At 70.7% G+C, this 12,792-nt stretch carries 15 protein-coding genes; 5 read left to right on the forward strand and 10 right to left on the reverse strand.

Annotated elements, in window-relative coordinates; genetic code table 11:
* Window positions 1-106: 106 nt before the first annotated feature.
* Window positions 107-799 carry a hypothetical protein gene (locus V5E28_RS04175; RefSeq protein ID WP_336204999.1) on the reverse strand — a complete coding sequence of 231 codons (693 nt, stop codon included), beginning with the start codon at window positions 797-799 and terminating at the stop codon, window positions 107-109.
* Between the two features lie 33 nt (window positions 800-832).
* Here V5E28_RS04175 and V5E28_RS04180 point away from each other — a divergent pair, with 33 nt between their 5' ends.
* On the forward strand, window positions 833-991 hold the full coding sequence (locus tag V5E28_RS04180; protein WP_336205000.1) for a hypothetical protein: 159 nt from the start codon (window positions 833-835) through the stop codon (window positions 989-991).
* 231 nt (window positions 992-1,222) lie between these two features.
* Here V5E28_RS04180 and pruA read toward each other — a convergent pair whose 3' ends face one another.
* On the reverse strand, window positions 1,223-2,848 hold the full coding sequence (gene pruA / locus V5E28_RS04185) for an L-glutamate gamma-semialdehyde dehydrogenase (RefSeq protein ID WP_336205001.1): 1,626 nt from the start codon (window positions 2,846-2,848) through the stop codon (window positions 1,223-1,225).
* A gap of 2 nt (window positions 2,849-2,850) precedes the next feature.
* Window positions 2,851-3,768: a proline dehydrogenase family protein gene (locus tag V5E28_RS04190; protein ID WP_336205002.1), complete on the reverse strand. Its 918-nt coding sequence runs from the start codon at window positions 3,766-3,768 to the stop codon at window positions 2,851-2,853.
* A gap of 75 nt (window positions 3,769-3,843) precedes the next feature.
* Here V5E28_RS04190 and V5E28_RS04195 point away from each other — a divergent pair, with 75 nt between their 5' ends.
* Window positions 3,844-4,896 (forward strand): PucR family transcriptional regulator, encoded by a 1,053-nt coding sequence (locus tag V5E28_RS04195; protein WP_336205004.1) that lies wholly within the window; start codon window positions 3,844-3,846, stop codon window positions 4,894-4,896.
* A 3-nt stretch (window positions 4,897-4,899) separates the two neighbouring features.
* Here the strand turns inward: V5E28_RS04195 and V5E28_RS04200 are convergent, their stop codons facing one another.
* The 3 genes from V5E28_RS04200 to V5E28_RS04210 form a co-directional block, all read right to left on the reverse strand.
* Window positions 4,900-5,493, reverse strand: a complete 594-nt coding sequence (locus V5E28_RS04200) for an FMN-binding negative transcriptional regulator (protein ID WP_336205005.1) — start codon at window positions 5,491-5,493, stop codon at window positions 4,900-4,902.
* Window positions 5,494-5,538: 45 nt separating this feature from the next.
* On the reverse strand, window positions 5,539-6,585 hold the full coding sequence (locus tag V5E28_RS04205; protein ID WP_442945766.1) for a glycosyltransferase: 1,047 nt from the start codon (window positions 6,583-6,585) through the stop codon (window positions 5,539-5,541).
* A 166-nt stretch (window positions 6,586-6,751) separates the two neighbouring features.
* Window positions 6,752-8,584 (reverse strand): SpoIIE family protein phosphatase, encoded by a 1,833-nt coding sequence (locus V5E28_RS04210; RefSeq protein WP_336205007.1) that lies wholly within the window; start codon window positions 8,582-8,584, stop codon window positions 6,752-6,754.
* 73 nt (window positions 8,585-8,657) lie between these two features.
* On the opposite strand from V5E28_RS04210, the gene V5E28_RS04215 reads away from it, so the two are divergent.
* Entirely contained in the window at window positions 8,658-9,359 is a 702-nt protein-coding gene (locus V5E28_RS04215) for a GAF and ANTAR domain-containing protein (RefSeq protein WP_336205008.1), read from the forward strand.
* Here the strand turns inward: V5E28_RS04215 and V5E28_RS04220 are convergent.
* Entirely contained in the window at window positions 9,356-9,712 is a 357-nt protein-coding gene (locus V5E28_RS04220; RefSeq protein ID WP_336205009.1) for an STAS domain-containing protein, read from the reverse strand. The two genes, V5E28_RS04215 and V5E28_RS04220, sit on opposite strands and share 4 nt — an antisense overlap.
* Before the next feature lie 178 nt (window positions 9,713-9,890).
* On the opposite strand from V5E28_RS04220, the gene V5E28_RS04225 reads away from it, so the two are divergent.
* The gene (locus V5E28_RS04225; RefSeq protein WP_336205010.1) at window positions 9,891-10,664 is read left to right on the forward strand and encodes a SigB/SigF/SigG family RNA polymerase sigma factor; all 774 of its coding nucleotides are present in this window, start codon (window positions 9,891-9,893) and stop codon (window positions 10,662-10,664) included.
* A gap of 75 nt (window positions 10,665-10,739) precedes the next feature.
* Window positions 10,740-11,096, forward strand: a complete 357-nt coding sequence (locus V5E28_RS04230) for an ATP-binding protein (RefSeq protein ID WP_336205011.1) — start codon at window positions 10,740-10,742, stop codon at window positions 11,094-11,096.
* Window positions 11,097-11,153: 57 nt separating this feature from the next.
* On the opposite strand, the gene V5E28_RS04235 is transcribed toward V5E28_RS04230, so the two are convergent.
* Genes V5E28_RS04235 through V5E28_RS04245 form a run of 3 tightly spaced genes read right to left on the reverse strand, consistent with a single transcriptional unit; the run spans window position 11,154 to window position 12,724 of the window.
* Window positions 11,154-11,351, reverse strand: a complete 198-nt coding sequence (locus V5E28_RS04235) for a hypothetical protein (protein WP_336205012.1) — start codon at window positions 11,349-11,351, stop codon at window positions 11,154-11,156.
* A 6-nt stretch (window positions 11,352-11,357) separates the two neighbouring features.
* Complete coding sequence (locus V5E28_RS04240) at window positions 11,358-12,182, reverse strand: hypothetical protein (RefSeq protein ID WP_336205013.1); 825 nt, start codon at window positions 12,180-12,182, stop codon at window positions 11,358-11,360.
* Window positions 12,179-12,724 (reverse strand): hypothetical protein, encoded by a 546-nt coding sequence (locus V5E28_RS04245; protein WP_336205014.1) that lies wholly within the window; start codon window positions 12,722-12,724, stop codon window positions 12,179-12,181. The genes V5E28_RS04240 and V5E28_RS04245 overlap by 4 nt, the downstream gene beginning before the upstream one ends.
* Between the last annotated feature and the right edge of the window lie 68 nt (window positions 12,725-12,792).

Here is a 12,792-nt window from a genome sequence, read left to right on the forward strand (position 1 = left end):
ATGTTCACATCAATTCCCAAAGGGACCTTTCTAGCGGAAAACGCTCGCTATTTCGGGATGTTCAGAACATCTGTGACATACGTCCGAAAATATCGGTGCAGGCGGCTCACCAGGCGAGCTCCCCGACGTGCTCGGATCCGCGCCACACGACGGTGCGCGGCAACCCGAGGTCACCCTCGCCGGTCACGGCCCGTCCGGTCACGGGGCGGAGGTCGACGCGGACCAGCTCGTACGTGGACGTCCCGGACGGCGACTCCTCCGAGGGCGGGCTCACCTGCACGGAGGTGCTGACCAGGAGGTGATCGCCGCCGGGAGCCAGGGCCATCGACTCGATCCGGCCGCCACCGCCGAGGGTGAGTGCCGCGCCCATCGGCCGGTCCCCGTCGTGCACCGTCACCTTCGCCGCCTCGGACCCGAGGGCACGCAGCGTGCGGCCGTCCGGCAGCGGCACCACCCGGTCGTAGCCGGGCAGGCCGCGCGGCGCGGCCACCCGCTCGGAGGTCGCTCGCGGGTCCGCGGCGGGCAGGCGCACGTCGATGACCGCCTCCCGGGTCGTGACGGTCAGCTGGCCGGCGGAGTCCCGCGCCCCCGTCTCGTGCAGGACGTCCTCGGGCAGGCCCAGGGTGTGCGCGTCGCGCCAGTAGAGGCCCCGCGTGCGGGCGGGCCACTCCCGGCCGGGATCGAGCACCCCCGCGAACGACGAGGTGTCGTGGCCCTTCGCGACCTCGCGAGCGTAGGCGATCCTGCCCTCGGGTGACACCGTGATCCGGGTGATCGCCTCGCGAAGTTTGCCGGTCACCGCCTTGCCCAGCGTGGCCCGGCCGTCGGGCGGGTGGCCCGGATCGAGGCGGTGGCCTCCGATCGGGAGGCGGGACACTACCTGGCGGGCGTCGTCAACCGGACCAGCGCCGAGGTCTACTCGCCGCGCGGCGCCACCTCGCGCATCCACCGGCTCACCGTGGACGCCTTCTACGCGATCACCGACAAATGATCACGAACCTTATCGCCCACCCGCAGCACCGCGCGACGATCACGTACGTCCTCGCCGGTCAGGCGTCCGGGGGCAACGTCCCGCGACAGCCGGTCCGGGTCGTCGCTCCGCCGTCGCGAACGACAGCGCCCCGGGACTCTTGTGCGAGTCCCGGGGCGCTGTCCGTCCGGCCGCATCGGAAGGCTCGTCAACGGCCGGGCGCCGGGGCTGTTCCCAGCCCGTCGCGCGAGGTCAGCCCATGTGCGGGTAACGGTGGTCGGTCGGCGGGACGAAAGTCTCCTTGATGGTGCGGGCGTTCACCCACCGGATCAGGTTGAAGATCGAGCCGGCCTTGTCGTTGGTGCCGGAGGCGCGGGCGCCACCGAACGGCTGCTGGCCCACGACCGCGCCGGTCGGCTTGTCGTTGACGTAGAAGTTGCCCGCCGCGAAGCGCAGGCGCTCGGAGGCCGAGGCGATGGCGTAGCGGTCCTGGGCGATGATCGAGCCGGTCAGGGCGTAGGGGGCGATGCCCTCCATCTGGTCGAGCACCGCGTCGAAGTCGCCGTCGTCGTAGACGTGCACGCCCAGGATCGGGCCGAAGTACTCCTTGACGAAGATGTCGTCCGCCGGGTCGGCACACTCCAGGATGGTCGGCTTCACGAAATATCCGGCCGAGTCTTCGTACGAGCCCGTGAGCAGGTCGATATTCGACGCCGAGCGCGCCCGGTCGATGGCCGCCTTGTGCTTGGCGAAGGCCCGCTCGTCGATGACCGCGCCCATGAACGTCGACAGGTCCGCCGCCACGTCGCCCACGGTCAGCGACTCGGTCATGGCCACGAAGTCGTCCCGCATCCGGCTCCACACCGAGCGCGGCACGTAGGCCCGCGAGGCCGCCGAGCACTTCTGCCCCTGATACTCGAACGCGCCCCTGACCAGGGCCGTGGTGAGCACGCCGGGGTCGGCCGACGGGTGGGCCAGCACGAAGTCCTTGCCGCCGGTCTCGCCGACGAGCCGCGGGTAGCCGCGGTAGGAGGCGATGTTGGCGCCCACCGTGCCCCACAGGTGCTGGAACGTCGGGGTCGAGCCGGTGAAGTGGATGCCGGCGAGGTCCGGATGGGTCAGCGCGACGTCCGAGACGGCCTGGCCGTTGCCGGTCACCATGTTGATGACGCCGGGAGGCAGCCCGGCCGCCTCCAGCAGCCGCATCGTGAAGTGCGCCGCGAACTGCTGGGTGGGCGACGGCTTCCAGACGACCACGTTGCCCATCAGGGCGGCCGAGGTCGGCAGGTTGCCGGCGATGGCGGTGAAGTTGAACGGCGTGATCGCGAGCACGAAGCCCTCGAGCGGCCGGTACTCCATCCGGTTCCACACGCCGGGGGAGGAGACCGGCTGGTCGGCGTAGAGCTGCCGGGCGTAGGACACGTTGAACCGGAGGAAGTCGATCAGCTCGCAGGCCGCGTCGATCTCCGCCTGCTGCACCGACTTCGACTGGCCGAGGACGGTCGCGGCGTTCAGCGTCGCCCGCCACGGACCGGACAGCAGGTCGGCCGCCTTGAGGAAGACGGCGGCCCGCTCGTCGAAGGACAGCGCCCGCCAGGCGGGGGCCGCCCGCAGGGCGCTGGAGATCGCCTCCCGCACGTCGTCGGCGGTGGCGTCATGGGTGCGGCCCAGGACGGACTCCTTGTTGTGCGGCTGCACCACGTCGATGGGCGCGCCGCCGCCGAGCCGCTGCTCGCCGTCGATCGTCATCGTCAGGTCGATCGAGGAGCCGGCCAGCTCCTTGATCCGGCGCTCCAGCGCGGAACGCTCCGTGCTGCCGGGCGCGTAGCCGTAGATCCGCTCGTTCGCGGGAACCGGCACGTTGCTGATGGCATCCATTTTCACTTACCCCCAAGGGCACGAAGGAAGAAGGCGACGTTTGCGGGGCGCTCGGCCAGGCGGCGCATGAAGTAGCCGTACCAGTCGTCGCCGTAGGGGACGTAGACGCGGACCGTGTGACCGGCCCCGGCCAGGGCCTCCTGCCGGTCGGTGCGGATTCCGTACAGCATCTGGTACTCGTAGTCGCCCATGGAGCGGCCGAAGCGGTCGGCGAGCAGCTCGGTGATGGAGATCAGCCGGTCGTCGTGGGTCGCCACCATGGGGTAACCCTTCCCCGCCATGAGGATGTGCAGGCACCGCACGTAGGCCTTGTCCACCTCGCTCTTGCTCTGGTGGGCGACGGAGGCGGGCTCCCGGTAGGCGCCCTTGACCAGCCGCACGCGCGAGCCCTCACCGGCGAGCGCGCGGCAGTCGTCCTCGCTGCGGAACAGGTAGGCCTGGATCGCCACGCCGGTCGACGGGTAGTCGGCGCGCAGCTCACGCAGGATGCGCAGCGTCGAGTCGACGGTGGTGTGGTCCTCCATGTCGAGCGTCACGGTCGAGCCGTTGCCGTCGGCGGCGGCGCAGATCTCGCGGGCGTGCTCCAGGGCCATCGCGTCGTCGAGCGCCTGCCCGACGGCCGACAGCTTGACCGACACCTCGGCTCCGCGCCCGAGCCCCAGCGGGCGCAGCTCTTCCAGCAGCGTGATGTACGCCTTCGCGGTGGCGGCCGCGGCGCCGGCGTCCCGGGTCTCCTCACCGAGATGGTCGACGGTCACGGCGAGACCGGTGTCACGCAGCCGCTCGATCGCGGCACGGGCCTCGGAGCCGGCCTCCCCGGCGACGAAGCGGTCGACCACCTTGCGGGTGAGCGGGAAGCCGGACACCGAGCGGCGCACGAGCGCGCTGCGGGAGGTGGCGAGCAGCAGTTGACCCAACATGACTACAGGTTAAAACGCCTGTTCAGGAGGGGCCATCGACGGGCGTAACGCGGGTTGTGGCAGGCTGTCATACAAATGCACAATGCCACCGATCTGCAGGAGATCGTCGACGAGATAGCCGGCGTGCTGGGCGCGTCGGCGACTCTGGAGGACCGCTCGTTCCGGCTGCTCGCGTACGGCGCGCAGCACGGCGACATCGACACCGTCCGACAGGAGTCCATCCTGCGCCGGCGTGCCACGGGGGAGGTGCGCGACTACTTCGAACGCTATGGCATCGCCAGGGCGCACGGCCCCGTGCGGATCCCCGCCGACGCCGACCTCAAGGTGCTGGCCAGGGTCTGCTGGCCGCTGCGCCACCGCGACGTCGCCTACGGGTATCTGTGGCTGCTCGACTCGGGCAGCCTCACCGACGACGCGCTGGAGCGGGTCGCGCCGCTCGTCGCCAGGGCCGCCGCCGCGCTCGCCCAGGAGGCCAGGAGCCGTCAGGACCTCGGCCGTGGCCTGTCCGCGCTGCTGTCCGCCGACCCGGAGGAGCGGGCCGAGGCCGCGATCGAGGTGCCGGGGCCGGTGACGGCGATCGCGGTGCGCGAGTCGCCGGAGCGGGTCGCCGCCCTCTGGACGCTCCCGCGAGGCGTGCTGGCGCGCGCCGGTTCGCCGGTCGCGCTGCTCGCCCCCGCGCACCTGTCCGCCGAGGTGGCCCAGACCGTGCAGGGCGCGTACGGCACCGCGGCGGGGATCGGCGGCGCCCGGACCGACCCGGGGGACGCCTGGCAGAGCTGGCGCGAGGCCAAGCAGGCGCTGCGCATCGCCGAGCACTTCCCCAGGTTCGCCCCCGTCGCCCGGTGGGAGGAGCTGGGCGTGCACCGGCTGCTGGCCAGGCTCGGCGGCGGCGATCTGCGGGAGCTGGCGGCCGAGGTCGCGGTGCTCGACCCGGAGCTGGCCCAGACGGTGGAGGTCTATCTGGATCTCGGCGGCCATGCCCAGAAGGCCGCCGCCGAGCTGGGCATCCACCGCCAGACGCTCTACTACCGGCTCGGCAAGGCCGAGCGGCTGACGCACCGGGACCTGTCGGACGGCGACGACCGGCTCAGCGTCCATCTGGGGCTGAAGGCCGCCCGGCTGCGGTGAGCGTCAGGCGAGGTGGCGCAGGGCGGCCTCGTCGCCCGGCCCGCCGCGCCCGGCCAGGCCCTTGGCGACGCGCTCGCGCAGCCCGGCGTCCTTGTGGCCGTCGTACTTGAACTTGCCGCGGATCTCCGCGACGGTCAGCCGCATGCCCTGCAGTCCCGACAGCAGCCGGGGCATCGCGGCCGGGTCGCCGTGGCCGGGCTCCAGGTCGCCGAGCTGGGCGCGCAGGATCTCCAGCTTGCCCTCGGGGTCGGCGACGATCTCGGCGTGGCAGGTGAGCTGGACCGAGGAGTAGTAGGTGGTGGGCACGCCGAGGCCGGGATCGGTGCCCGGGTCGGCGCGCCACCGGCCGGCGATGTAAGCCCAAGGGCCCGCCACCGAAAGGAGGACCTTGGGGTTCTCCTCGATGGCGGGCCAGATGGGATTGGGCCGCGCGAGATGCAGCCAGATCGTCTCGTCGTCCACGAGCAGGAACTGGGTGGGCACCACGACCGGCACGTCACGGCCGCGGCCGGCGGCGATGAGATGCCCGAACTGGTTGTCCCTGACGTAGGCGAGCGACTGGTCGTCGGTGCCCGCATCCCACGGGTGGATCAGCATGCGCTGACCATATATGAGGCTCTTTGGGGCCGTCGTGCCAGATTCCTACGCGCAGGCCGCTTCGTACACGCGAAGGAGTTCCTGGCTGACGCGCTCCCAGGAGTAGCGCGAGCGGGCCCGGTCGGCGCCCGCGTAGCCGAGCGCGGTGCGCAGCGTCGGGTCCGTGAGCAGCTCGCGCGCCAGCTGCGCGGTCCTGGCGGGCCGGTCCGGCGGCACCAGCAGGCCGGTGACGCCGTCGATGACGGAGTCCAGGTGGGCGCCGACGGCCGAGGCGATCACCGGCACGCCGCAGGCCATCGCCTCCAGCGCCACGATGCCGCTGGTGGCCTCACGCGGCACCGACACCACGGCGTCGGCGCTGCGCATCAGCTTGGGCACCGAGGTCCGCTTGACCTGACCCAGCAACGTCACGCGGTCGGACACGCCGAGCTGCTCGGCCAGAGCGCGCAGGCGCCGCGCGTCCCTGTCCTGCTCGAGCTCCTCGGGGTCGGGGCCGCCCGCGATCACGAACTCGACGTCCGCCAGGCCGGGCAGCGCGCGCACCACGGTGTGCGCGCCCCGGTCGGGCGACAGGGGGCCGACGTGCAGCAGGCGCCTGCGTGTGCCGCGCGTGGCCGTCAGACCCTGGCGGTGGAAGCGCTCGGTGTCCACGCCGTAGGGGACGATGGCGATGTTGTTGCGGGGGACGCCGATCCGGATCAGGGCCGACTCCTCGTCGCCCGAGCCCGCGATGACCGCCCTGGCTCTACGGCCGAGCGCCCGCTCCAGCTTCTGGTGCGCCGGGTCGACGGTGTGGAAAGTATGGGTGACCGGTACGTCCAGGCCCTTCGCGCCGGAGACGGCGGCCAGGCCGCAGGTCCAGGAGTGCGCGTGGATCACGTCGGGGCGGTCCTGCTGCCACCGCTTCATCAGGTACTCGCCGACGTCGTTGAGGAACGGCGCCACATCGGAGGCGGTCAGACTGCGAGCCGGCCCCACGTCGATGTGCTCCACCGTGACACCCGGGGCCACCCTCGTCTTGGGCTTGCCGTCGGCGCTCTCACGGCGGGAGTAGATGGTGACGTGGTGCTCACGCCCAAGCTCACGCGCCACGGAGAGAATGTGGTGACGCTTGTTGTCAGAGCCGGAAGCGACGATTGCGATATTCATGGCACACCTCAGCGTGAAAAAGCAGCCTTCAAGGTGTGCCTGCGTCTTAGGCACGTCTGTCTACGCCAAGACGATACCCACTTTCTCGCGGTTCGCAAACCCTGCCTAATCAGACACCGCGGAGAGCCAGCACCACGATCTCGTCCCAGACCTGCCCGCCGGAGAAGGCGTTGCGGTCCGCCTCCACCGCCTTGACCACCGTGGACGGCGCCTGACCTGCGCATCTGCCCAGCACGTCGGCCAGCCGCTCCTCGCCGTACGGCTCGCCCGTCTCGTTCCTGGAGGAGACCAGGCCCTCCGAATAGAGCACCAGCGTCTCGCCGACCGACAGCGTGATCTCCTCTGTGCTCGTCTCCGCCTCCGGCGAGATGCCCAGCGGGACGCCGCCGCCCGCGGCGAAGCGGACGTAGCCGTCGGGCTGCACCAGCGCCGCCGGGTGGTGGCCGGCCGACGACATGCGGATCCGCCGCCCCTTCACGAAACCGGCCACGGCCATCACGAACATGCCGGTGCCCTGCGCCACCAGGGCCTCGTTGACCTTGCGCACCACCGGGTCCGGATCGGACTCCCAGACGCTGAGCACCCGCAACCCGCCCCTGACCATCGCGCTGACCGACGCCGCCTCCTCGCCCTTGCCGGCGGCGCCTCCCAGGGCGAAACCCCAGCCGCCGCCGACCGGGAAGATGTCGTAGAACTCGGCGCCCACCGACGAGCCGGGATGGTAGACGGCGGCTGCCTCGTAACCGGGCACGTCCGGCAGGCTCCGCGGGGCCACACTGGTCGACAGCGCGTCGGCGGCCCGCGAACGGCTCTGGAAGCTGCTCTGCGCGCGCACCGCCAACCCGAGCTGCAGCCCGACCTCCTGCATGACGCTCAGGTCGGCCAGCGTGAACGGCGGCCGGTCAGGGGTGCGCACCAGCGTCAGCGCGCCGTCGCCGGTGCCGATCGGCACGCACAGCAGCGATCCCGCGCCCATCACGGTCAGCAACGGCCCCTCGGCGCAGAAGCCGAGCAGCGTCTCGTCGTCGACCATCTCGTGCACCACGCCCGAGCCGCGCTCCAGCACCTGCGTCACCACCTGGGCGCCGGACGGGGCGGTCGCCTCCACCTGCCGCACCAGCTCGCTCACCGGGAGGTTCTTCGGCCCCACCACGACCGAGCGGCGCGGCAGCCCGTCACGCACCATGTCCGCGATCACCCAGTCGGCCCATTCGGCAGCCAGCAGCCGCGTCGCCCTGGGCAGCGCGACCGGCTGACGCAGCGCCTCCTCGTCCAGAAGCAGCGCGCCCATCCTGGCCAGCAGGTCGTGCCGCTTGGCCGCGGCCAGCAGCAGCGCGCCGTCGGACTGCTCGGGCCGCGCGGCACTCGGCTCGGGCAACTGCACCTTCGTCGGCAGCGCCACCACCGCCACCATCTGCTGCGGCTCGCCCGGCATCGTCAACCGGGCCATCGCGAGCTGCACCGTGTGCGTCCTGCCCTGGTGCGACAGCCGCGTCTCGAAGGCCGCGGCCTGCCCGGTCTGCAGCACCGAGGTCAGGTGAGACCGGAACGCCGCTCTCCTCGACACGTCCACCAGCAGCGGAAACGACCGGCCGACGAGGTAGCCGTCGGGGCTGCCGAGCACGCGAGAGGTCTCGGGATTGATCCGCCTGACCATGCCGCCGCCGTCGAGGACGACGACGGGCACCGGAAAGGCGCGAAACACCTGGCGCAGCAGCTTCAGCTCCCGCTGCGACCCGTCCTTCTTGCCGGCGGGCCGCCTGGGCGCCTTGCCCAGCTGCTCGCGGGCCTCGGCCAGCAGCTCGGCGGCGGTGTCCAGCTCCGCGAGCGCGGCGTCGAGCGTGGGGGCGAGGTCCGAGGGGTAGGCAGCCCTCGCCTCACGCAACGAGGAGACGCGCCCTGCGAGTGCGTCCAGAGCGTGCTCGAGGTCTGGCATGGTCATCCTCTGACGCTACGCCACACGGGATAATGCTAGCCATAAGGGGTAGGGGCTTCTTGCTATGGAATCAACCGCGATGATCACTCCTGGGCTCACCCGCGACCTGGCGACGCTGGGCCGGCTCGGTGAGGACACCTCGACGGAGAGCGTACTGCGTGGCCTGACCACCGCGCTGGCAGACGGCGTGCCCGGCTGCTCGGGCGGCTCGGCCGAGCACTGGCGCGACCACCGGGTCCTGGTTTCCGGCTCGCACAGCGAGCTCATCATGCTCGTCGAAGGCGAGCGCGAGCTCGGCGAGGGGCCGTCCGTCGAGGCCAGACAGAGCGGCCGCCGCGTCGCCGTCGCCGACGTGCTGGCCGACAGCCGCTGGCCCCGCTACGCCGCCCTGGCCACCCGCTGGGGCGTGCGCTCGGTCCTCGCGGTGCCCATCGAGGTGGCTCCCGTCCTGCTGATCGTGGGCCTGTATTCGGTACGGCGCGGCGCCTTCTCCCCGCAGGGCGCCCAGTCGCTCGCCGAGATGCTGACCGAGCAGGTCGGCGTGGCCATCGCCAACATGTGGGACTTCGAAGAGGTGCGCACCGACGCCGCCCAGCTCCAGGAGGCGCTGGCCGGCCGGGCGCTGATCGACCAGGCCAAGGGCATCATCATGCAGACCAGCGGGTGCACGGCCGAAGCCGCCTTCGAGGAGCTGCGTCGGATCTCCCAGCATCACCAGGTCAAGGTGGCCGACCTGGCGAGGCTCCTGGTCGAGGAGCATCAGCGCAAGAACCGCCGCTAACCAATGGCGGCCAGAGCGTCGTCGAGCGTGTCGTAGATCGGCAACCTCTGGGCCAGTCCTGTGATCCACATCACCTTGGACTTGGAATACTCCACGCCGATCAGGGCGAACTTGGTCCCCGAGGTCAGGCTGGTCTGCCAGTGGTGGACGATCAGCCCCAGGGCGCGCGAGTCCATGAAGGTCACCCCACCGAGGTCCAGGATCAGATCCCGACCGGCCAGCGACAGATAGTCGGCGAACTGTTCGCGCGTCGTGGCATCAAGGACACCGTCGACCTTGATCACAGAGATCTCGGCCACTGTCGACGATGTCAGGCTCAGGGCCGCCACGGACCCGTCGCCGTTCTCGGGCATTGTCACGGGGCAACTTTACTGTCACTCAACAAGGGAGGAATACTTCCCGGACGATGGGGGATACTGGTGTCCGAAGTCCAGCAGAGGGCTTCCGTCTCGAAGTTGAGCGAGGCGCGCCTCTGCATGGGCTTCTTCTCTTTCGCGCAGAGGGCGCCTGCCACCCATATGAGGAGCAGCCATGGCTGTGCAGGATCGCGTCCTCGAAGAGATGACCGCCGAAGAGCTCCTGGCCGAGATGGTCAGGGACGGCACCCCTGACAGTCAGCGCGAACGGCTCCGCGAACGCATCGTCGAGATGCACCGGCCGCTCGCCATGGAGATCGCCAGACGCTACCGCTACCGCGGCGAACCACTCGAGGACCTCCTCCAGGCCGCCTACGTCGGCCTGATGAAGGCCGTCAACGGATTCGACCCGACCCTCGGCCACGCCTTCAGGGGTTACGCGGTCGTGACCATGACGGGAGAGGTCAAGCGCCACTTCCGCGACCGCACCTGGGCCATCCGGGTGCCCCGCCTCTACCAGGAACGCCGCTCCGAGCTGAACCGGCTCGTCGCCGACCTCAGCCAGGACCTCGGCCGCTCGCCGACCGTGGCCGAGCTGGCGGCCAAGATGAAGATCACCGAGGAGGACGTCCTGCTCACGCTCGACGCCTCCGCCGCCTACAGCACGCTCTCGCTCGACGCGCCGCTCGGCACCGAGGAGGACGCCGCCTCACTCGGCGACGTCATCCCCGAAGACGACGACACGCTCAGCACGATGGTCGACCGCGAGGCGGTCAAGCCGCTCATCGACGCGCTCCCGTCGCGCGAGAAGCACATCCTCCTGCTGCGCTTCTTCGGCAACATGACGCAGGCCGAGATCGCGGCGGAGTTCGGCATATCACAGATGCACGTGTCCAGGATTCTTCGTAAGGTTCTCGACCAGTTGCGTGCAGAGCTTCTGGTCGGTTGAGAAGGCGGTCTCCGGGTGATGTCAGAGGACAGCGATCCTCGTTCGGGTTCCACGAGCCCACCGCCCGGCACGCCCGTGCGACGACTCCGTTTCCGGCTCCCGGACCTGCCTCAGGTCCGGGAGTTCGCCGAGTCCGAAGCCCGTGACTTCGGCATGCCCGCGGAGTCGGTCAACGACTTCGTCATCGCCGTCAACGAGGTGGCCACCAACGCCGTCACCCACGGCGACGACGACGCCCAGGTCCGCACCTGGCTCGACAACGGCGACCTCGTCGTGGAGGTGCACGACGAGGGCACCTGGAAGCCCGGGCCGATGCCCGGCTCGGTCGGCGGCATGGGCCTGTGGGTGGCCAGGATGCTTTCGTCCGACCTGACCCTGCGCATCGGCAACGGCGGGAGCACAGTGATCATGCGGTTCCCCGGCAAGGGATGACAACGCCAGGCGCGGCGCACTCGGAAGATCGAGTGCGCCGCGCCTGGTCCGCGGTGGTCAGCGGCGGGTGCGTCCCCGCCAGTTGCCGCGGTAGCTCTTGACACTGGCCGTGCCGATGCCGGCCTGGTGCAGCGCCAGCAGCGTCAGGCCGAGCAGCATGAAGGTCGTGCCGGAGATGCTCCCGGCGATCTGGGTGTCCAGCAGGTCGAGCAGGAAACCCAGCCCGAAGACGATCGCTGCGACTATGGCGAGCATGTCACGTCACCTCGTTCCCGTTCCGGACAGGGCGAGAAGCCGCTCCAGCACGCCCCGGTACTCGCGCAGCGCCAGACGGAGCTGCTCGGTGTCGCCGCCGTCGGCGCCCTTCCACTTCTCGCGCAGTTCGCCCGTGCGCGTGGTCAGCGCGCTGGTGAGGGCCTCGACGACCTCCTCGACCAGGCCGTCGGCCCGCTGGACCGCCTCGGACGGGTCGTCGACGAACGCCGCCTGCAGGTCGCGCCAGCGGGCCTGCACCGCGGTGGGGTCCTGGTCGAACAGGACGATCTCCTTGGGGGCCGCGTGCGCGGGGGTCTCGTCCGTGTTGGCGGGCCCGGTCTGGGTCACGCCCTCGATGCCGGCGTCCGGGCCCGTCTCGGGGACGGTCTCGGGCTCGACCAGCACGTCGTCGGTCTTGGCGTAGGGGTCGCGGTAGGGGGCGTCCTCGGAGTCGTCGAGGGTGGTGTCCGTCCGCTGGGTCTCGCCGTAGGGGGTGTCGTCATTGGTGTGGCCGTCCCGCACGTAGGTGCCCGTGTCGGTCTGGCCGTCGCGCACGTAGTCGTCCGCGTCGGTCCGGTCGTCCCGTGTGGGGTCGTCCGCGTCGGTCCGGTCGTCCCGTGTGGGGTCGTCCGTGTCGGTCCGGTCGTCCCGCGTGTAGTCGTCCGCGTCGGTGTGACCGTCCCGTGTGGGGTCGTCCGCGTCGGTGTGGTCGTCCCGTGTGTGGTCGTTCGTGGTGGTGTCGCCGGTCACGTCCGTGTGCGCCTGCTCGTCGTGGCGTTCATCCGCCCGCTGCGAGGGCACCTTCAGCTCGTCGCCGTGCATGTCTGTCACCGTCCTCGCGTTGTCTCGTGGAGCAGCTCCTCGAACAGCGCGCGGTAGTGCACCATGGCCTGGCGAAGCTCCTCGGTGGAGGCTTCCTTCCTGGCCGCGCGCCCGCTGATCTCGTGGGCCGTCCGGTAGTGGTCCAGGGTTGCCGCGTGCCCCACCGAAAGGTCGGACAGCCGCTGCTCGAAGTCCTCCGTCGGGTAGCCCCGCTCGGCCATGACCGAGGCGACCAGCTGGTCGGCCTCCGTCACCGCGAAGCCGGGAGCGTCGACGAAGCGCTCCTGCACCTCGGTCCAGCGGCTGGCGTAGGCCTCGCGCGACTCCTCCGGCAGGGGCCGGATGTCGAGCTCGGCATGGCGCTGCTCGCGGGCGATCAGCTCCTGCTCCACGTCCCGCTTGTTCTCGTGCTCGGCCATCATGCGTTCGTACTCGGGGCCGAAACGTTCGCGGAGGCGGCTGCGGCGCTGCTGCTGTAGCACGACATAGCCCACTGCGGCGACTGCCACGACCGCGACCACGACGACGGCCACCCAGATGAAGGTGGTCATGATGTTCGCCTCCGGTCTCTGTGTTGAGACCAGCGTCTGCCCTCGAACGGGCTCACGAAACGCCTACA

Origin of the sequence: Nonomuraea sp. LPB2021202275-12-8, assembly GCF_037044575.1 — a bacterium.
Taxonomy (GTDB): Bacteria; Actinomycetota; Actinomycetes; order Streptosporangiales; family Streptosporangiaceae; genus Nonomuraea.